We start from the raw sequence: 18,711 nt of genomic DNA, 5'->3' as shown, positions 1-18,711 counted from the left end.
CGTCAATCTCCTCTCTTATTTCCTCATACCGGCAGGACTATAGCCATCAATCCACAATCCGAGCACTTCATCCAGTTCGAGCGACCGGGTCTGAATAAATCCGATCCCGGCGGAATGCAGAATTCGTTCCACTTCCAAGCATTCGGTCGTTATGAACGAGATCGTGCCTGCAGACTCCTGTCTGCTGCTTACGATGCCTGGCAAATCCTGCAGGATTGCTGCATCCTGAGCGACCCAGCATTCCTTCCAGTTATCCAGCAAGGAATCCTTCTCGACCATACCCAGCTGTTTTCCGTGATGCATCAGCACCACATAATCCGCCAAGCGCCGAATCTCATCCACAATATGGGTGGACAGCAGGATGCTCGTATCCGCTGTTCGCATGCATTTGTGGAGCTGCTCGATCATCAATTTCCAGGCAAAGGGATCAAGCCCCGACGACGGTTCATCAAGTATGAGCAGCTTCGGCCTCGGGGCCATTGCAGCAGCAATTTCAAACTTGCGCCGCTCGCCCTTCGACATTTTGGTCAGCCGGACTCCCCTCGGAACATCGAAGCGTGACAGCAGCTCATCGAATAAATACCCGTCCCAATTGTCATACCAGATCGATCGAAAGGCCGCTGCCTCATCTACCGTCAAATTCTTCTCTTCCAGGCTCAACTGTTCAGGAACAAAGCCGATCTGCTGTCTGACCGACACCGGCAGTCCATCCGGATAGGCTTGACCGAACCAGCTGATTTCTCCCTCGTCAGGAAACACCGTTTGCATAATCATATTAAGCAGCGTGCTCTTACCCGATCCGTTAGGCCCAACCAAAGCCACGATGTATCCTGATGGAATCGACATATCGATAGGACCGATGGTTTTGGTTCGCCGTCGCTTATGAATATTACGGAATGAAATCACATCCGGTTCCATAATCATACATCCCCCTTCGGTTGATATTTCTTCTGCACAATCTCGTTAAACAACTGAATCAGCTCGTGTTGTTCAAGCTTGACGGCCAGTCCCTTCTCAATAGCGGCTGTCAGCGCCTCAACAACCTCTTTCTTCTTGTATTGCTCTCTTTCCTCTGCTCCGACACCGGCGACAAAAGTGCCGGTTCCTTGCCTTGTGCGAAGCAGCCCCTCATTCTCTAGATCCTGATACACTCTGCGAACCGTGATGACGCTGCAGTTCAGATTTCCGGCGAATTCTCTAATCGATGGCAAAAGTGTCCCCTCCTCGATCTGACCGCTAATAATGAGCGAACGCAGCTGTGTCTCAATCTGGTGATACAAGGGCTCTGCACTGTTTTCATTAATTTGAATAGGAATTCGCACCTCTATCACCTCACTTATTCAGAAACGATCCGATGGGAACCTCTCTCATTCCCCAAACTTCCAGATTCCTTCATGCCAAATCTCGCTTGTTCTTCAGCATATGCAGCGTCCGTCTCCCTAACAGCAGGAAAGTCCCCAACCCGATAATCAGCGATCCCCACATCACTGGCGATAACAGCTTCCAGCGCATGGCAGATTCGGCCGAGAATTTGAAAAGGCTAAATCCCATCATGCTCATCGATACAACTGCAATCGAGGTTATCAGAATGAGCAGCAAAGCCCTGTGGAAATATGCCTTGCCGCTAACCATGAACTCCCAGTAAATGTAGAAGCCTGAGACGAGAAATCCTATCCCCTGCCATATCCCTACAAATGCAAGGTAACTCGGAATGTCCATAATCGCTCTCGTGGCGGGCGAAATCAGATAGATGCTGCCATAGTAGATCAACCCGTTAAAAAGAAATGCCATCAGCCCCATGATGAGACGGCTATACACAATGACGGGCACCGGAATCGGAAGTGTCCGATAATAATACAGCATCTGGGTGTATGAATCCTCGTTAAGATAACGGAATGAACGTCTGGAGAACCAGAGGCCCATCATCGGTACATAGAAAAACAATATAAAGTCCACGAAAGGAAAAACGTTACCCAAATCCTCAAACTGCTGCCCGATTGTAATACCGGTGACGAGAACCATATACAGCGTGAATAGGAGCGTCCACAATACTTGAAACTTATCACTGCGAAAGTCCTTCTCAATGATGTTCATCGCCATTCGAATGTTATGCAAGCTACTCACCTTCCCTGGTCGTTAACGTTATCTAATCGAAGTTGTTGCATATAAGAAACACTGTGCTTAGTGTGATTACTGTGCTCACTGTGCTCACTGTGTATATCTTTATACACAGTATATAGTGTGCTTCTTCCACTGTCAATTACCCTCCGAAAATTTTCCTCTGCAAGAAAAAAAAGCACCTGTCAGATTCCTCTGACAAGTGCTTGTGTTACTTATATCCCGAATATGACTTCCCATACCGGCTTCGTATGTCCGCCAGGGTACAGCACATACAGCAGTGTGTATACCGCCACCCCTGTAATGGCAGTGAAAAACCAGATGACCGATGTCACGCGGCCCCATTTCCGGTGCTTCGCATATTTCTCCTTGAACCCAAGGACAAGCGTTGTAATCCCGAACACAGCTGCCACCGTAGCCAATATAATGTGGAACACAAGGAAAATCTGATAATAAAGCTTCAGATCATCCGGCCCGCCCCACGTCGTGTTCCCTACGAATATCGTACGGGACGAATAAATAATAAAGAAAATAATCGCTGCGATTGCCGCCCATATCATCACTTTCTTATGAGCCTCGCGCTTTCCCTGAATAATCAGTCTCCAGCCAATCGCCACCAGCACAGCGCTGATGACGATAAATGCTGTACTAATCGTGGGAAAGATCGTATAAATATCCATGCCTGTCCTCCTTCAGTAACCCGCTTACGCTTGATTCAAATTTCCAGGCGGGATGTCTCCCGGCAATGGATCATCTTCCTTGTTCTCTCGCTTATACCAATGGAAGAACACATAAGCCAGCATCGAAGCAAAAATGATCTCCTGGAAAAACTTCATAATAATACCTCCTACCCGCTGATCAATGAGCGGATCCAGATATCCGAAATCCTGCGGACCGCTGAAGCTTGTCAGAAGTGTAGAAGTATCCGAAACACAGTACCCCATCGCTTTCGCCCATACAGCCGGATCGCTGAAGGTCGCATACATCGGATGGCTTGAGAAAATAATAAGCGCACAGGCTGGCGTTAACAGCACCATGTTCAGAAAGATGTACGCCATTTTCATCAGGCCCGACGACTTGTCCTTTTCCGGGATCGGATTCAGAATCGCCCACCACATGAGCATTGAGGTGATGAACAGAATTAGGAAATATATTCTGTGCACCGTGAAATTGAGCATGACAAAGTCATGCACAACCGGAATATGGTAGAACGAGAACAAGCCGTTGAACACCACAGCCGACACAATCGGCCGCGCCAGGAACCCGAGCTTCCTGAACGGATTCACCCGGTCAAAGGCCCGCCACAACCATACCGGAATACCCAAAATGATCAGCGGTACCGCTACCAGATAGGACAAGGCCATGCTGATCATATGAAAAGAGAACATCATGTGCCCCAGCAGTTCAATCGGTCCGCCTTGGGCCAAGTAATAAGCAGCCATGCCGCTGACAAACAGCACCTTGCGGCCCGCCGATACCGGAGCGCTGCCTTCAAAGCGGCTGCTGAGCGGTCCAACAATCAGGAAGTAGACCGCCGTCAGAACCAGCATGAAAGCCAGGAACAGCGGACTCCATTTATCTGCGAAAGTAAAATATTCTAAGCCCAGCATTCGAAAACCTCCCCGAAACGGGTTAAATTCTGTCGATATTGTGACATATGTCCACGATTTAAAAAAAGAGGGGGCTTATTAGCCTCCTCTTTTTCATTTTACCACCAAACCCAGAACAACGCCATGACAATCGCCGTACTCGCTACGAAAAAGCCGCCGATCATAAACAGGATCGGCATCAGATGCCCCTTATCCTTCAAGTGCATCCAGTATCCCATCTGCACGAACACCTGCAGAACTGCCATCACGAGCAGCAGAATTACAGCAAACGTGGCATTTACTCCGCCAGCCATCACCGCCGCAAATGCGATTGCAGTCAGAATGATCGAGAAGATGAACACCAAAATGTGCTTTTCCGGGCCTTCCGGACGATGACGATGCTTCACAGTAACTTCATTAGATTGTTGATTTGCAGTCATTTCTTAGGCCACCTTTCCAAGAAGGTATACGACCGAGAAGATGAACACCCACACAACGTCGATAAAGTGCCAGTACATCGCAGACACATATACCTTCGGCGCTGTAACAACGTTCAATCCTTTTCTATACAGCTGGCCGATCAAAATTCCAATCCAGACGACACCAAATGCTACGTGAGCGCCGTGAAATCCGACAAGGGTATAGAATGCGGACGAGAATGCACTTGTCTTCATATCAAAGGATTCATGAACGATGTACTCGTAAAACTCATAAATTTCAAGACCCAGGAACGCGAGGCCGAGACCAACGGTTACGATCAGCCAGTTGATCAACGATTTCACATTATGGCGATGCATCGCCTGAATCGCGAACACCGAGGTCAAACTGCTGACAAGCAGGATCAGCGTTGCAACGGCTGTAATCGGCAGCGAGAACAGTTCACCCGCCGTCGGCCCTTCGTTATTCTGGTTGCGAAGCGCCAGAAACGTTGCGAACAGTGTTCCGAAGAGCACGGCTTCACCGCCAAGGAAGAGCCAGAAGCCCAGGACCTTATTACGGCCCTCCAGCGTTGCTTTTTCGGGCTCATGAGGAAGTTCGCCGTTTACATGTTCAGCGTGTGATGTCATGCTTTCCCCTCCTCTTCCAGTTCTTCAACTTCAATATGATAGCCGTGATCATCGTACAGGGAACGTGCAACCATAGCCGCAAAGGTGATTACAAGTCCGACAATCATAACGATGTATTTATTGAAGATCAGGCTCATGAATGCGTTGGAGAAGTCCTCCGTACTGAACATGAAGCCAAGACCTGCGATGAACAGCCCCACCGACATCACAAATGGCAGGATGCTCGGAGACGGCATATGAATCGGTCCTACCGGTTCAGCAGGCGTCATGCCTTTGTTGCCAGCCATCTTCTCTTTCCAGAATGCGTCGATACCGCGCACGAGCGGAATCTGCTTGAAGTTATATTCCGGCGGAGGAGATGGAATGCTCCATTCCAGGGTACGACCGTCTTCCCAAGGGTCGTTCGCAACACCGGCTGGCTTCTTCGTTGTCAGCACCACGTTCACCAGGAACAGAATGACACCGACACCCATCAGGAATGCGCCGATCGTACTGATCAAGTTGAGCGTATCAAAGTGCTGATTCGGCAAGTAGGATACAATCCGCCGCTGCATACCCAGAAGACCAAGGAAATGCTGTACAAAGAATGTCAGATGGAAGCCAATTGCAAACGTCCAGAACGTCCATTTACCAAGTCTTTCATCCAGAATGCGGCCGAACATCTTCGGCCACCAGTAATGCAGACCCGAGAACAGGCCGAACACCAGACCACCTACGATAACGTAGTGGAAGTGAGCAACAACGAAATACGTATCATGGAACTGGAAGTCAGCCGGAGCCGAAGCAAGCATAACCCCGGTTACACCACCCATGACGAATGTTGGAACAAATCCGATCGCGAACAAGTTCGCGCTTGTGAAACGAATCTGACCGCCCCACATCGTAAACAGCCAGTTGAAGATCTTGATCCCTGTCGGAACGGCAATCAGCATCGTTGCGATGGAGAAGAGCGCATTCGCAACAGGTCCGAGACCGGTTGTGAACATATGGTGAGCCCATACCATGAAGCCGAGGAAGGCGATCAGGATGGTTGCAAACACCATGGAGCTGTATCCGAACAGACGCTTGCGCGAGAAGGTCGGAATAACCTCTGAAATAATACCGAAGGCCGGCAAAATCAGAATGTATACCTCAGGATGGCCGAAAATCCAGAAAATATGCTGCCACAATACGGGGTTACCGCCAGATGCGACATCGAAGAAATTCGCGCCAAGCAAACGATCAAAGCTGAGAAGTACAAGTCCTACCGTAATTGCAGGGAAAGCAAACAAAATCATCGCCGATGTAATGAACGCCGTCCAAGTGAACATCGGCATTCTCATGAAGGACATTCCCGGTGCGCGCATCGTAATGATGGTCACGAGGAAGTTGATACCGCCGATCAGGGTGCCGAGACCGGCAATCTGCAAGCCGATCGTATAGAAGTCGACCCCTCGTGTCGTCGAATACTCCGTGGAGGAGAGCGGCGTGTACGCCGTCCAGCCCGCATCCGGTGCACCGCCCATAATCCAGCTCAGGTTAAGCAGAAGTCCGCCGAACAAGAATGTCCAGAAGCCGAGCGAGTTCAGGAACGGAAACGCAACGTCCCGCGCGCCGATCTGAAGCGGTATGATCGCATTCATCAATGCAAAGATGATCGGCATGACGCCCAGGAAGATCATCGTTGTTCCGTGCATCGTAATCAATTCATTGAATACCTGTGCGGAGACGAAATCGTTCATCGGCTTGATCAGCTGGATCCGGATCAGAATTGCCTCGATACCGCCGATGCCAAAAAAGAAAGCTCCCGCAAGCAGGTACAGTATTCCGATTTTCTTATGGTCGACGGTCGTAATCCAGTCCATCAACCCCGTGTAGCGTTTTACGCTATGGCCGTGAGCATGAGCATGAGCCAAGGTGTGTACCCCCTTTAAAAGTTCTTGCTGTATTAATAATCCAACTTATAATTGGCCAGGTATTCAGCAATCTGCTCGATTTCCTCGTCGCTGAATCCGAGATCCTTAGGATCAGGCATCGTGTTGCCAGGTTTAACAGCCTGTGGGTCCATCAGCCATTCCACCAGGTTGTCTTTTACCGGCTTGCTGCCCTCTGCGCCGCTTATATCGTTCAGCAAGATACTTGCTATGGTCTCACGCGATCCGATGCCGGTCAGGCTCGGTCCAATCGGACCACCTTGGTCGCCCACAGCGTGGCAGGAAAGACAGTTGGTTCTGAATTTCTCAGCAAGCTCCGTATCTGCAGGAAGCACGGCCGGCTGTTTGAATGCATTAACCCATGCATCAAACGTAGCATCATCAACCGCTTTCACCCGGAATTCCATATAAGCGTGAGACGCACCGCACAGCTCCGCACACTTGCCAATGTATGTATTCTCGTTATCGGCAATCAGCGTCAGGTAGTTCACTGTGCCCTCCGTATTCGTGTCTCTCTTACCGCCAAGAGATGGAACCCAGAAGGAATGAAGCACATCGTTTGTTTTCAATTGAAATGCAATTTTCTTGCCTACAGGAATAACAAGCTCCTGCGCTGTTCTGATATCATGGTCAGGATAATAGAATTCCCACCAGAACTGGTGTCCTGTAACCTCTACCTTCACGGCCTCCGGATCGTTCCAATCAATCTGGTCGTATGCAAATACCTTTTGAATGGTAGGAACTGCAAGGATAAGCACGAGAAGCAGCGGAATCGCCGTCCAAATCACTTCCAGTTTGAAGTTCCCTTCAACCTGTTCAGGTACTTCGTCTTGTCCCTTTTTTCTGCGGAATTTTACAAGTACGTAAGCAGCAATTGCAAATACCACAACCATAACGACAACCATGATCGAAATGGAGAGCTTAATTAAATCCAGCTGGCCCTGCGCTACCGGGCCTTGTGGTCTCAAGACCGACAGATCCTCGCGACCGCAGCCGGATAACACCAAAGCAAACATGGCTAACAAGGGAAGAAGACGCTTTACTGCCTGCCACCGTTTCATCATTGATCTACCCCACTTTTCGATTTTCGTAGACTACCATCCGGCGCAAACAGCGGTAATCTACCTGCACAATCACGGATGAAGTAATCCTGTCAATTAAAACAATCACTTATTAAATATAAGTTCATGGGTAACTTTTGTCAATCATTCACAGGGAATTCACAAATTGTTCGAAAAGTCGTCAAAGTCGCGCCAGACGCGGGTTTGCAATCGCTTCCACCCTCGATCCAACCCCCTTTTCGCCTTTTTTCGACATTCGTTTCTTCCTTTGATTGCCCTTTCACTGTTTACCCGAACTTCCGCTCCAGCAATCATAGAGCAAGGAGGGTCTTCTCGCCCCATAATCGGCACTGAAGATCCTCCTATTCATTATGCTATATTTTTCATCATCTTATAATCCCGTTAAGATGATGGGGCCATTTCTCGTCACGGCGACGGTATGCTCATATTGAACGCCGACGCTACCGTCCGCGGACGTGATCGTCCAGCCATCATCGCCCCAGTATACAGCTCCTGTCGGACCGAGCGTAAATACGGGCTCCACGGTGATGACCATCCCCTCTTTCAGCATGAGCCCCTTCCCCGGTGTTCCAAAGCTCGGCACATCCGGCGGCTCATGCAGGCTTCGACCGATGCCGTGTCCGACCAGCGCTTTAACGATACCGTAGCCTTCCTCTTCTGCCACGGTCTCCATTGCATGACCGACATCACCCAGCGGAACGCCGTGGCGCACCTTCTCGATACCTTTGTACATCGCTTCCTTGGTCCGGTTCATCAGCCGCTTAACCTCCGGTGCCACCTGTCCAACCTCATAGGTCCAGCCCGAATCGGCCAGCCAGCCGTTCTTGTTCACCACAATATCTATCGTTACGACATCCCCGTCCGCCAGCGGGCGATCATCCGGAAAGCCGTGGCACACCACTTCATTGACCGATGCGCAGGTCGCGAAGCGATACCCTTTATATCCCTTCTGCTCCGGATAAGCCCCTTCCCGCTCCAGGTACTGCTCCACCAGCCGGTCGATTTCCAGTGTTGTCACCCCCGGCTTGATTCGCTTGGCGATCATCTGATGGCATGCCGCCAGTAAGGAACCTGCCTGCCGTATATAGCCGATCTCCTCCGCACTCTTCAGCGTTACTTTTCCCATGTTGACTTGCTTCCCCTCGCCTTCTGAATTGACTTCTAACCAATATATGCAAGGAAAAAGCAAAAAAACCGTTTCCAGGGCATTCACCCCAAAAACGGTTAACCATATTCAAGACCAAATGGTTCAAACCATAAAATCAATGTCTACATGATGCTTTCAGCGATGCTTATCCAGGTGCAATCAATATTACGAAACAGAGGAATTTAATTTACCCAACTCGTTCTCCACGACGAGAGTGAGCTCTTCTTCGTACCCTCCCATAATATGATATTTCCGGACGTACTCCTTTACAAATTTTTTCGGATCTTTAGGCCGGAAAATTCGTGTCATTTCCCGCAGACTTTCCTTTACCTCATTGTGACCTTTCGTTGCCATGATGGATCCCTCCCAAAACGTGGAAATAAACTGCTCCGTTTAGAGAATGCCGAAAAGATCTACCTTAAATTGAGTTGTGAAGCCTTACTGCAGTTCTTGTGGTGAACGATTAGGTTGATATTCAGCAACTTACCAATGCACCTGACACTACAATAACCTGAAAGCAAACAGCTGAATCATTAATTTATTGTATCATATTCTTCGGATTGTTTCATCTTTCCCAAAAAATGTTTTTCCAGGCTGATTTTTTTAGATCGGCATCCTATGCAAGCATTCAGCCGTCTTCTGGTTAAGATATGGCTAAGAATTGCCCAAGCCTGCAATCGGAAAGGAGGTTCATCATGGATGCTCCCAGCCCTTTATTCATCTGCCCTCCGGAGGCCGTCCCCTCTATTTCGTGTGCGGATCCAGAGGAATGCGCTGTCGATCGCCGCATGCTGGACAAGACCGATGCGCTCATCCATGAGCGTTATCCCCGTATGCGCAGCTTCCTGCTCATCCGCCACCGCAAGCTGATTTATGAGCGCTATTATGGCGGTCATGCGCTCGCTTCCCTGAATGATCTCCGATCAGCGACCAAAAGCGTGACATCCCTGCTTGCCGGTATTGCAAATGCACGCGGAGAGCTTCCGCCACTGGAGAAATCCGTCTCTTCCGTACTATCAAGGTTTGTGCCGCCGCACGCCTCGCCCATGCTCGGCCGGATTACGATCCGCCACCTGCTGACCATGACCTCCGGCTTCGCCTGGCAGACGGGCACCAAACTCGGCGAGCCGCTCATCCGCCGCTTTCACCGCTCCCGGAACTGGACAGCCTTCGCTCTGTCCCTCCCGATCCAGGAAGCGGAGATCGGCCAGTTCCAGTACCGCAGCATCGACTCCTATCTGCTGTCCGTTGTCATTAGCGAGAGCACAGGCATTCCCGCACACGCCTATGCGACCCGGCATCTGTTCAGCCCCCTCGGCATTCGCCACGCCGTCTGGTCCCCGAGCCCGGAAGGGCACTCGATGGGTCATGTTGGCCTGTATCTGACTTCAAGAGATATGGCCAAAATCGGTGTATGCTGCCTGGAGGGCGGTCGCTGGAATCAGCAGGCCGTCATCCCCTCCGACTGGCTCGAGGAAGCCCTTGCGCCTCAAACCAAAGGGTACGGCGCTTTCGGCGATTACGGGTATCAATGGTGGAACGGACAGCTCTCAGGGTTCAGATATGCCCTGGCCCACGGGCATGGCGGTCAGCAAATGTATCTCTTTCCGGAGCTGGACGCTGTTGTTGTTTTCACAGCCGACAGCAGGGTCAGCCGCTGGAGAAATCCGAGAATGCTGCTGGAGCGGTATATTTTGAAAGCCATGCAGCCTGATTGAGCTCCGGCATGGCTTTGAGCGGATATTAATGCTCCATTATGGTTACTTTATGCCATATATGATTTCTTTACTTTATAAATGAATGAGAGGAGTTTGATAACATGTCCGGTAAAGATAAAGATCTGCCCCCGATTTCACGAGATGAGGTTGAAGTTGACGGCACCTACACGAATGAGTGGGGCCGGGAACAATATTTGAAGCGCGGGGAGAGATTCCCGTTTGATCCACAGGGAGGGTCAACCGCTTGGCATCTGACCGAATACGATTTTGAGAACCACCATGAAGGAAGAACCGACGAACGTCTGGTCCGCAAAGAAAAAGGACCGGATACGCAAGTCAACGCAGAATCTCCAATGCGTCATGTTGAAGTGGACTAGCTCTTCTCGATCAAGGAACAGCAGAGCGTTCACACGATACGCATAAGCCTGCTCACAAAGGATGATCCGATATGAGAAAATCCAGATGGCTGTGGCTTATCGTCCCGGTACTGGCTATAAGCGCAGTCTGGCTCACTCTTTATCTGCTGGAACCTGAATATTCCTACACCCCTCCTATCGGCAAGCTGGAGAACAAGCCTGAGCTTCGCTCATCGCAGCATGGCCCGGTTAGGCAATTCGATGTGTGGGGCAAGTCGGTCAAGCTTCACGCGGACTCCCGGCAGCCCTCTCCTTCCTCACTGTCTCCCGACGATGGCGCCGTTGAAATCACCCCCGATATGCTTGAGCTTGGCCGAAAGACACTGTACGAGCAATCATTCGGCAATGAGATCTTTCTCTCCGATGTGCTTGGCATCGTCAGCGGTCCGTTAACGATCAAGAGCATCTCGAAGGCGATTGCCAAGCTGAAGGGGGCGGGAACGAGCAACCTGGAGGTAGCGCTGGAAGAAGATATTACGGTTGGAGGCCTTTCCTTTAAAAAAGGAGATATCATCAAGACCGGATTCGATGTGGCAAAAGGCTCCTATATGCCGGTCGGCCTGACCGTAAAGTATCAGGAAGGCCGCGTCAAGGTCGGCGTCACCTGCATGGCTTGTCATGCGACGGTGAACGACGAGACAGGGCGCTTGGTCGAAGGCGCCCCCAACGCCGATCTGAATCTGGGGCTCGTTCTTGCACTGGCACCGAATAGCGCCGCTTTTTTCACGCATACCGATGTTGACAATCTGGTCCAGTATGTAAAGGACTCCAGCCCTTTAATTCCCAACTCCAAAGGCGGGAAGGAAGCGCTGCCGGATGCCCAGCTGCTGGAGAAGGCCGTTGACGACAATCTCGTGAAATGGGCGCCGGGTTACTTTGACACAACGGTGGATTTGATCAGCGATATTACGCAAATTCCCGATATGTTCACCAAGGGCGACTATCCGTACAGTTGGAGCGGATTTGCCGCGATCGGCCCGTTCAAGGGGCTCAGCTCGTTCACGAACAATGTGCATGCCCAGAACACCGATTCGCTAAGCCAGATGGATGTCAGCGACAGCTTTTTTGGCATAGATAAAGAGGTCTATGTGGGCACGATTCTGCAGAATGCCGCCAATCCGAAATACCGATACGATCCGAAAAGCGGTATGAAGCCTTCGGTGTTTTTTGATACGCTTGACCCCAACCCGGGCACCGCCGGGGCCAATGAAGTCATCAAAATTCCGAATTACCCGAAAGTATCGGCGTTTGCCCCCAATGGTCTGTACGTCAACACGCCCGGCTACAAGGTCGGCGAGCAGGTGAACGCTATGTCCGCCTACCAGAACGTCATCAGACCTCCTGTGCCGAAACAAACACCCAAGCCTGAGACGCTGGCGCTTGGCAAGGAAATTTTCCGGAAAGCGCAGTGCATCACCTGCCACGCAGGAGACGCCTTCAACAACCACCGGATATTGCCGGTCAAGGAAATCGGCACGGAACCCGCCCGTGCGCGGGCATTCTTTCCGACAGAGAACGATTTCGGCAAGTCCCTGTTCTATCCTCCGGACACACCGGTGCCTCTGCCAAAGGATGCCAAAGTGGTTGAGGTGCCATCCGGCGATGTCGAACCGGATCAGCTGACGCTGGGGCTCGGACACAAGAACACCGGCGGTGGCTATAAAGTCAAGGGCCTGATCGGACTGCGTTGGTCCGCACCCTATCTTCATGACGGAGGCGTAGCGGTCGGTCCGGAATTGACGCAGGTGGGGGTTTCCGCAACCCTGATGAAAGGAATCTCCCCCGATCCCTACAACAGCCTCAAAGCGATGGTGGACAGAAACCTGCGCGAGCTCGTAGTGAAAGCCAACCGTGAGGATCAACGGCTGAAGGATACGAGTGTCACCGGGCAGGGGCATGAATATTGGGTGGATGAATCCACGGGGTACACGAAGGAGCAGCAGGATGCGCTCATTCAATACCTGCTCAACCTGAAGCTCAAGTAGAACAGGGAGCATAGGCCTTCAGCATATCATCATACTTTGTCCGACACGCTCATATGGTTAAGGTATAAGACTTGCCCTATGAAGTGTTCTAAAGACAAGGAGCTGGTATGAATGTCACCCTTTAAATCGTCCACAGGGCTTCCCGAAAACCTGGCGGCTGCACTATGCTATCTGTTCCCGATGGTCGGAGGGATACTGTTTCTTTCCCTTGAAAAAAGAAGCCGCTACGTCATGTTCCATGCCCTGCAATCCCTGTTCGCCTACGGCATACTGGGCATGGCCCACGTACTGGCCGGCGCCGTGCCGATTATCGGCCTGCTGGCCTCGGCGCTGCTCGCCCTGCTTGGCGTATTAATGTGGCTCATCCTTATCTTCAATGCGCTCCAGGGCAAATGGTTCAAGCTGCCCTGGATCGGCCCCTTCGCCGAGCAGCAGATCCAGCGGTTATAGCAGCCGCATGCCCAGGATGCGGCGATGGACAAACAGCACTTTCTTCTTCCCTCTTCAGGGTGAATGCACCCGGGTGAACACAGAGAAGCCGGCAGAACGAATTCTGCCGGCTTCTGGCCGTTCTCCGGTTAGGCAGGATTCGCCGAACCGGTATGTCTTACAGTGCCTGCTCGTGCCTTCAGGCTACTTTCCCCTCCAGCGCTTCCTCATCTTCCTTGCGGACAGGCGGCGTTGATTTGAGGCCGTTAAAGAGCAGGTTCAGCACGATCGCTGTGACCGTTCCTGCCACAATTCCGTTATCAGCCAGAATGCGAATCCAATCCGGCAGTTTGGCGAACAGTTCCGGCACGGTGGTCACACCCAGGCCGACGCCGACGGAACAAGCGATAATGAACAGATTCTCATGACGGTTCAGGTCCACCTGATCGCCCAGCATCCGGATTCCGGAGGACACGACCATCCCGAAGAGGGCAACCATCGCGCCGCCCAGAACCGAAGGTGGAACCAGGTGCGTCAGCGCAGCGATTTTCGGGATAAGTCCGATCAGCACCAGCACGCCGCCGGCCACCACGATGACGTCGCGCGTTTTTACGCGGCTCATCTGTACAAGCCCGACATTTTGCGAATAGGTGGTGTACGGGAACGAGTTGAACAAGCCGCCCACCACAATGGCAATTCCTTCGGCGCGATAGCCGCGGGTCAGATCCTTCGAATTGATGTCGCGACCGACGATTTTGCCAAGCGCCATAAATACGCCTGTCGACTCTGCCACGCTGACAATCGCCACGAGAATCATGGTCACGATCGGCATCAGTTCAAATGTCGGCGTTCCGAAGTAGAACGGCTGCGGAGCGCGGAACCATCCGGCTTCCTTCAGCGGAGCAAGATCCAGCCCCCCGAACACAGCAGCCGCGAGCGTCCCCAGAATCAGTCCGATCAGGACGGAGATCGAGCGCAGGAACCCTTTAGCAAAACGATTCATAAGGATGATAAACAGCAGCACGCCAAAGCCGAGGGACAGATTCAAGGCACTCCCGAACTCATCGCCGGCATTCTGGCTGCCCCCAAGATCCGTCAAGGCCACCGGAATGAGCGTCAAACCGATGATCGTCACGACCGATCCGGTCACGACCGGCGGGAACACCTTAATCAGCTTCCCGAACAAGCCGGAGAATAACACCACAAACAATCCGGATGCGATAATCGCGCCATAAATCGCCGACATTCCGTACTGCATGCCGATGATAATCATCGGACCAACCGCCTGGAATGCACAGCCGAGCATCACGGGAAGCCCGATGCCAAAATATTTGTTCCCAAACACCTGCAGCAGGGTCGCTACCCCGCAGGCAAGCAGGTCAATCGCGATCAGGTAGGTCAGCTGCTCGGTCGTCAGTCCGAGGGCATTGCCTACAATTATCGGAACGATAATCGCTCCGGCATACATGGCCAGCACGTGCTGGATCCCGAGGGAAATGGTTTTGCCCGGTGCACGATTCTTATCAAAAATCGGTTCTGTCACCGCTTGCTTCGCTTCTTCCATGATTTCTTAACTCCTTCTGAATGAAATGGTTGGATTATGCAAATGTCACTTTCCCATCCTCAAGCGATGCAATACGGACCAGGGACTCGACACGATAACCGGCTTCGCTCAAGAGACGTCCGCCCGGCTGAAATGCTTTTTCGATGACAATCCCGATGCCCACAACCTCAGCGCCCGCCTGCTCCACGATCCGGGCCAGACCGAAAGCTGCCTCGCCGTTGGCAAGAAAGTCATCCACGATCAGCACCTTGTCGCCGGGATTGATGAATTTCTTGGAGACGGTAATTTCGTTGCTCTCCTGCTTGGTGAATGAGTACACCTTCTCGACATATATATCTTCACGGAGCGTCAGCGACTTCTGCTTGCGCGCAAAGATCAGAGGCACGTTCAGCTCAAGCGCGGTCATGATGCCCGGTGCAATACCCGAGGACTCAATGGTCAATACCCGCGTGACGTTGTGCTCCTTGAAGCGCTGTGTAAACTCTTTGCCCACCTCCCGCATCAACACCGGATCCATCTGGTGATTCAGGAACGAATCGACCTTCAGAACCTGATTGCTAAGCACAATACCTTCCTCTTTAACTTTGTTTTGCAGTAATTGCATGATGCTCCCCCTTCATCCTTGTCCACATTCCCAAAAGCAAAAAAGCCCATCTTCATCCTCTCCGTCTCCGAAAAAAGGAATCCATGGGCTAAAGCAGACACAACGGCTGATCCACACGAAGCCCGAAATACAAGGCTGCTGCTGATCGCCGCGCTGCAATATCCCGTAGTCCAATCATTTCCGGTGATCGGGTAGAAACATGCAGGCCAATCCCTGCACATATACGAGAAGATGTACTATTATGATAGAGCTTTAGATTACAACCTTGCTCTCATCGCTTAAAGTAACAGAACGTGTTATATCCGAATGAAAGAAGTATACCGCTTCTCTATGAATAAATAAAGTGAAAATTTGCGAAAACCATCTTTCCAAACTATTCCACACAAAAAAAGAAACCGCTTCTTAAGCCATAAAGGAGCACAGCCCCCAGGCCAAAGAAACGATTTCTTATCTTCCCGATAAACAATCGGTCCGTTCTATACTTCAACGCTATCCTTCAAACGCAACCTGGATCATGACAATCTCCGATTGCGAACCGAGCCGAATCGGCGGTCCCCAGAAGCCGTATCCCGAAGTGACAATCGAATGAAACGATCCCTGCTGCATATAGCCGTAATCGTTCTCGAACAAGGCTCGGGTAATCAGATGAGCCGGGAAGACCTGGCCGCGATGCGTATGGCCCGAAACGATCAGATCGGCGCCCTGCTCTCTGGCCTCCTGCAGCGCATTCGGCTGATGGTCGAGCACAATCACCGGTTTCGACAGGTCCACATCCTGCATCAGCGTCGCCATATCAGACCGGTTACGATCCGAGTAGTCCTTGCGTCCGACCAGCGTCAATTGATCTTCCACCACAAGCGATTCATCATAGAGCACCGTCATCCCGCTGCGTTCCAAAGTGTCAATCAACGCTTGCATTCCAACCGGATCACGGTCGTGATTGCCCAGAGAAGCATACACGCCGTACCGGGCCTCAAGACCCGTCAGAACCTCGTCAATGCCCTGGCGCAAATACGCGTCCAGATCATCGTCGATAATGTCCCCGGGAAACAGGATGAGATCCGGCTGAAGGGCGTTGATTTCCTTCACCATCCGCTCTGCATGGCTCTTGCCCGAGAGCAGGCCAAAGTGCATGTCCGAAGCAAGGACAACGTTCAGATTGTCCAGCCCCCCTGCATTCTTCTCAATCTTCACTTCATATGTACGCACGACCGGGCTGTAGGCATTGTAGGATCCGTAGCTGATCAGGCCGATCAGCAGCACCAGCACGGCGTAGCCTGCGGCCTTCTGCACCGTATGTCTTGGCAACGTGGTCAGCTTGAGCAGCAGCAGCACAATATGCATAACCGGTATCAGAATGATCAGCAAATAGAACACCGCCATCCAGTACGAGCCGATCATGCTTAGAAGCGGTACGCTCCCGATAAAGCGGCCTGTAATAAACGAGGTCGCCACCACGGCCAGAACCACCGCATAAATGATCTTCAACACCAGGGATGGACGCGGGTTCACCCACTTCCATACGCTTCGACCAACATAATAGACAAGCAGACCGTAAACAGCAAGCATTGCAATCGCTATAAATATAAACATCTCCATCTCCTTCCGCCAATAAATATTATATCAAAGAAGGCGGAGGAGATCATCTTTACAATCCTCTCTGCTTCGGCAGCAGATTATTCAATATCGCTTTGAGATTGCGGTCTTCCGTGTATTTCTCCTGACCCATATCCAGCTCGTTCACCCGAATCGAATGGTAGGTCTCGTTCGAATTCACAGGCTTGAACAACAGCTCGTCCTGCTCATCGGGCACGACCTCATATTCCAAATCGCGAAACATATCCAGCAGCTGGTCCGTGCTCGGCGCTTTTCCCTCATCAACGAAAATAAGTCCGCGCAGCTTCTTCGGCCCTTCTGCATGGTTCACTGTAAAACGGACGATGCATTCCATGTTGTATAACAGCTCCCTTCCTCTTCCAGTGTCCATCCCTATTCATGATCTCCTGCCGGAGCAGCGTTCATTCAGGGAACATGGGGCGAATCCCGCACAATGCCAGGACCGGTTCCCAGCTATATTCCCCTATACCCAGCATACGCTATAAAAAAGCAACTGGAAGTGACAAAAGTCACTTCCACACTTCATTCCTCAGATTCTGTTTCTGCCGGTTTATCAGATCGCTGATCGATACCGCGGTCCTCCACAAAACCGGACGAGATATACTCGCGCTGGATGTTTTCAAAATTCGGGCCGTAGCGCTCTTCAAGCTCTTCTCCCATATCCTGCTCCAGATGGAACAGCACCATCTGTTGCGTGAAGTGATGCAGGAGCATCTCCGCCATGACCGGATGCTCGGTAATGACCGCGCCGGTCTCCTGTTCTCCGCCGCGCATGCCGAGCATGCACCAGCTGCGGTCCACAACGAACGAGAACTTTCGCCCACCGCGGCTCCGCGCACCCAGGTCATCCCAGCCGGACCAAGCCAGCGTCCGGGCCAGTCCGTGGTCCGGACCGTCGCAGGCCCAAACCACCCTAACCCCCCGGGATTCCGCCTCGGCAAGCGGTTCGCGAAGCAGCTCCGCTTCCTCCCGCCATACGTCCACGATAATTTCCCGCTTGGCACGTCCAATCTCGCGGGACAAAATATCGAGCACCGCCTTGTCCCCTTCCATGCTCAGAAACGGCGCTCCGGCTCCCCGGGGCAGGCTCTTCTCCACGAATGCGAGCGACGCTTCCACCCGCATCGAGATCGTCCGGGTCAGCTCCTCGGGCTTGAGCGCCCGGTAACGAAGCGGTTCCCCGGACATGCGCTCCAGCGCTCCCTGACGCTCCAGGCGCTGCATGGCCGCATATACATTCGAGCGGGAAGCGCCAAGACGCTTGGCTACCTCGTAGCCTCCGGCCGGTCCATGCTCAGCCAGATCGACCATAATTTTCGACTCAATTTCGGTAAAACCCAGATTGCGCAAATGATGCAGTAGTTGTTCCATTAACCCAGTCCCCCCAAAGATGCTTGAACGCCAACTTCACCCGCACACACCGCTCGTGCTAGCTGCGCAATATGGCAGTCCCCGTTACCGC

General features: G+C 51.9%; 20 protein-coding genes and 1 riboswitch. Of the genes, 4 read left to right on the top strand and 16 right to left on the bottom strand.

The features are described from left to right. Positions 1-15: 15 nt before the first annotated feature. The 11 genes from CHH67_RS14775 to CHH67_RS14720 form a co-directional block, all read right to left on the bottom strand. Entirely contained in the window at positions 16-918 is a 903-nt protein-coding gene (locus CHH67_RS14775) for an ABC transporter ATP-binding protein (protein ID WP_095265957.1), read from the bottom strand. A 2-nt stretch (positions 919-920) separates the two neighbouring features. Beyond that, a complete protein-coding gene (locus CHH67_RS14770; protein WP_095265956.1) occupies positions 921-1,322 on the bottom strand; it encodes a GntR family transcriptional regulator in 402 nt (133 codons plus the stop codon). Positions 1,323-1,392: 70 nt separating this feature from the next. Continuing rightward, on the bottom strand, positions 1,393-2,100 hold the full coding sequence (locus tag CHH67_RS14765; protein ID WP_095266051.1) for a hypothetical protein: 708 nt from the start codon (positions 2,098-2,100) through the stop codon (positions 1,393-1,395). 233 nt (positions 2,101-2,333) lie between these two features. Then, positions 2,334-2,798 carry a DUF420 domain-containing protein gene (locus tag CHH67_RS14760; protein WP_095265955.1) on the bottom strand — a complete coding sequence of 155 codons (465 nt, stop codon included), beginning with the start codon at positions 2,796-2,798 and terminating at the stop codon, positions 2,334-2,336. 24 nt (positions 2,799-2,822) lie between these two features. Then, on the bottom strand, positions 2,823-3,728 hold the full coding sequence (ctaG, locus tag CHH67_RS14755; RefSeq protein ID WP_095265954.1) for a cytochrome c oxidase assembly factor CtaG: 906 nt from the start codon (positions 3,726-3,728) through the stop codon (positions 2,823-2,825). A 98-nt stretch (positions 3,729-3,826) separates the two neighbouring features. Next, the gene (locus CHH67_RS14750) at positions 3,827-4,147 is read right to left on the bottom strand and encodes a cytochrome C oxidase subunit IV family protein (protein ID WP_095265953.1); all 321 of its coding nucleotides are present in this window, start codon (positions 4,145-4,147) and stop codon (positions 3,827-3,829) included. Positions 4,148-4,150: 3 nt separating this feature from the next. Then, entirely contained in the window at positions 4,151-4,774 is a 624-nt protein-coding gene (locus CHH67_RS14745; protein ID WP_095265952.1) for a cytochrome (ubi)quinol oxidase subunit III, read from the bottom strand. After that, positions 4,771-6,618: a cytochrome c oxidase subunit I gene (gene ctaD, locus CHH67_RS14740; protein WP_176475580.1), complete on the bottom strand. Its 1,848-nt coding sequence runs from the start codon at positions 6,616-6,618 to the stop codon at positions 4,771-4,773. Before ctaD ends, CHH67_RS14745 begins: the two co-directional genes overlap by 4 nt. Before the next feature lie 83 nt (positions 6,619-6,701). Beyond that, complete coding sequence (gene coxB / locus CHH67_RS14735) at positions 6,702-7,751, bottom strand: cytochrome c oxidase subunit II (RefSeq protein ID WP_095265950.1); 1,050 nt, start codon at positions 7,749-7,751, stop codon at positions 6,702-6,704. Between the two features lie 388 nt (positions 7,752-8,139). Continuing rightward, positions 8,140-8,895, bottom strand: a complete 756-nt coding sequence (gene map, locus CHH67_RS14725; RefSeq protein WP_095265948.1) for a type I methionyl aminopeptidase — start codon at positions 8,893-8,895, stop codon at positions 8,140-8,142. Positions 8,896-9,081: 186 nt separating this feature from the next. Beyond that, positions 9,082-9,270, bottom strand: coding sequence for a hypothetical protein (locus CHH67_RS14720; protein WP_095265947.1), 189 nt, complete (start codon positions 9,268-9,270; stop codon positions 9,082-9,084). A gap of 341 nt (positions 9,271-9,611) precedes the next feature. Between CHH67_RS14720 and CHH67_RS14715 the strand changes: the two genes are divergently transcribed. The 4 genes from CHH67_RS14715 to CHH67_RS14700 all read left to right on the top strand — a co-directional run bounded on the left by CHH67_RS14715 (position 9,612) and on the right by CHH67_RS14700 (position 13,485). Further along, positions 9,612-10,634 (top strand): serine hydrolase domain-containing protein, encoded by a 1,023-nt coding sequence (locus tag CHH67_RS14715; protein ID WP_095265946.1) that lies wholly within the window; start codon positions 9,612-9,614, stop codon positions 10,632-10,634. 101 nt (positions 10,635-10,735) lie between these two features. Then, entirely contained in the window at positions 10,736-11,011 is a 276-nt protein-coding gene (locus tag CHH67_RS14710) for a transposase (RefSeq protein WP_095265945.1), read from the top strand. 71 nt (positions 11,012-11,082) lie between these two features. Continuing rightward, complete coding sequence (locus CHH67_RS14705) at positions 11,083-13,035, top strand: electron transport protein (RefSeq protein ID WP_095265944.1); 1,953 nt, start codon at positions 11,083-11,085, stop codon at positions 13,033-13,035. 111 nt (positions 13,036-13,146) lie between these two features. After that, a complete protein-coding gene (locus CHH67_RS14700) occupies positions 13,147-13,485 on the top strand; it encodes a DUF4870 domain-containing protein (RefSeq protein WP_095265943.1) in 339 nt (112 codons plus the stop codon). A 178-nt stretch (positions 13,486-13,663) separates the two neighbouring features. Here CHH67_RS14700 and CHH67_RS14695 read toward each other — a convergent pair whose 3' ends face one another. From CHH67_RS14695 to CHH67_RS14675, 5 genes are all read right to left on the bottom strand, one after another. Then, positions 13,664-15,028, bottom strand: coding sequence for a nucleobase:cation symporter-2 family protein (locus CHH67_RS14695; protein WP_095265942.1), 1,365 nt, complete (start codon positions 15,026-15,028; stop codon positions 13,664-13,666). 34 nt (positions 15,029-15,062) lie between these two features. Continuing rightward, positions 15,063-15,632, bottom strand: coding sequence for a xanthine phosphoribosyltransferase (locus CHH67_RS14690; RefSeq protein WP_095265941.1), 570 nt, complete (start codon positions 15,630-15,632; stop codon positions 15,063-15,065). A 146-nt stretch (positions 15,633-15,778) separates the two neighbouring features. Then, a riboswitch (purine riboswitch) is annotated at positions 15,779-15,879 on the bottom strand. A gap of 242 nt (positions 15,880-16,121) precedes the next feature. Further along, positions 16,122-17,225 carry a metallophosphoesterase gene (locus CHH67_RS14685; RefSeq protein WP_176475574.1) on the bottom strand — a complete coding sequence of 368 codons (1,104 nt, stop codon included), beginning with the start codon at positions 17,223-17,225 and terminating at the stop codon, positions 16,122-16,124. A 55-nt stretch (positions 17,226-17,280) separates the two neighbouring features. Beyond that, positions 17,281-17,583 (bottom strand): hypothetical protein, encoded by a 303-nt coding sequence (locus CHH67_RS14680; protein ID WP_095266050.1) that lies wholly within the window; start codon positions 17,581-17,583, stop codon positions 17,281-17,283. 188 nt (positions 17,584-17,771) lie between these two features. Next, positions 17,772-18,620, bottom strand: a complete 849-nt coding sequence (locus CHH67_RS14675) for a TrmB family transcriptional regulator (protein ID WP_095265939.1) — start codon at positions 18,618-18,620, stop codon at positions 17,772-17,774. Positions 18,621-18,711: the final 91 nt, after the last annotated feature.

It is taken from the genome of Paenibacillus campinasensis (assembly GCF_002272015.1).
GTDB classification, from domain to species: Bacteria; Bacillota; Bacilli; order Paenibacillales; family Paenibacillaceae; genus Paenibacillus_AQ; species Paenibacillus_AQ campinasensis.
The sequence above is the reverse complement of the archived record's forward strand: the minus strand, read 5'-3'. Positions and strand labels throughout refer to the sequence as shown.

Coding starts and splice junctions, on each gene's coding strand:
- CHH67_RS14775 (WP_095265957.1), bottom strand. CDS start 918: ATGGAACCGGATGTGATTTCATTCCGTAATATTCATAAGCGACGGCGA.
- CHH67_RS14765 (WP_095266051.1), bottom strand. CDS start 2,100: ATGGCGATGAACATCATTGAGAAGGACTTTCGCAGTGATAAGTTTCAA.
- CHH67_RS14760 (WP_095265955.1), bottom strand. CDS start 2,798: ATGGATATTTATACGATCTTTCCCACGATTAGTACAGCATTTATCGTC.
- ctaG (WP_095265954.1), bottom strand. CDS start 3,728: ATGCTGGGCTTAGAATATTTTACTTTCGCAGATAAATGGAGTCCGCTG.
- CHH67_RS14750 (WP_095265953.1), bottom strand. CDS start 4,147: ATGACTGCAAATCAACAATCTAATGAAGTTACTGTGAAGCATCGTCAT.
- CHH67_RS14745 (WP_095265952.1), bottom strand. CDS start 4,774: ATGACATCACACGCTGAACATGTAAACGGCGAACTTCCTCATGAGCCC.
- ctaD (WP_176475580.1), bottom strand. CDS start 6,618: ATGGACTGGATTACGACCGTCGACCATAAGAAAATCGGAATACTGTAC.
- coxB (WP_095265950.1), bottom strand. CDS start 7,751: ATGATGAAACGGTGGCAGGCAGTAAAGCGTCTTCTTCCCTTGTTAGCC.
- map (WP_095265948.1), bottom strand. CDS start 8,895: ATGGGAAAAGTAACGCTGAAGAGTGCGGAGGAGATCGGCTATATACGG.
- CHH67_RS14720 (WP_095265947.1), bottom strand. CDS start 9,270: ATGGCAACGAAAGGTCACAATGAGGTAAAGGAAAGTCTGCGGGAAATG.
- CHH67_RS14715 (WP_095265946.1), top strand. CDS start 9,612: ATGGATGCTCCCAGCCCTTTATTCATCTGCCCTCCGGAGGCCGTCCCC.
- CHH67_RS14710 (WP_095265945.1), top strand. CDS start 10,736: ATGTCCGGTAAAGATAAAGATCTGCCCCCGATTTCACGAGATGAGGTT.
- CHH67_RS14705 (WP_095265944.1), top strand. CDS start 11,083: ATGAGAAAATCCAGATGGCTGTGGCTTATCGTCCCGGTACTGGCTATA.
- CHH67_RS14700 (WP_095265943.1), top strand. CDS start 13,147: ATGTCACCCTTTAAATCGTCCACAGGGCTTCCCGAAAACCTGGCGGCT.
- CHH67_RS14695 (WP_095265942.1), bottom strand. CDS start 15,028: ATGGAAGAAGCGAAGCAAGCGGTGACAGAACCGATTTTTGATAAGAAT.
- CHH67_RS14690 (WP_095265941.1), bottom strand. CDS start 15,632: ATGCAATTACTGCAAAACAAAGTTAAAGAGGAAGGTATTGTGCTTAGC.
- CHH67_RS14685 (WP_176475574.1), bottom strand. CDS start 17,225: ATGTTTATATTTATAGCGATTGCAATGCTTGCTGTTTACGGTCTGCTT.
- CHH67_RS14680 (WP_095266050.1), bottom strand. CDS start 17,583: ATGGAATGCATCGTCCGTTTTACAGTGAACCATGCAGAAGGGCCGAAG.
- CHH67_RS14675 (WP_095265939.1), bottom strand. CDS start 18,620: ATGGAACAACTACTGCATCATTTGCGCAATCTGGGTTTTACCGAAATT.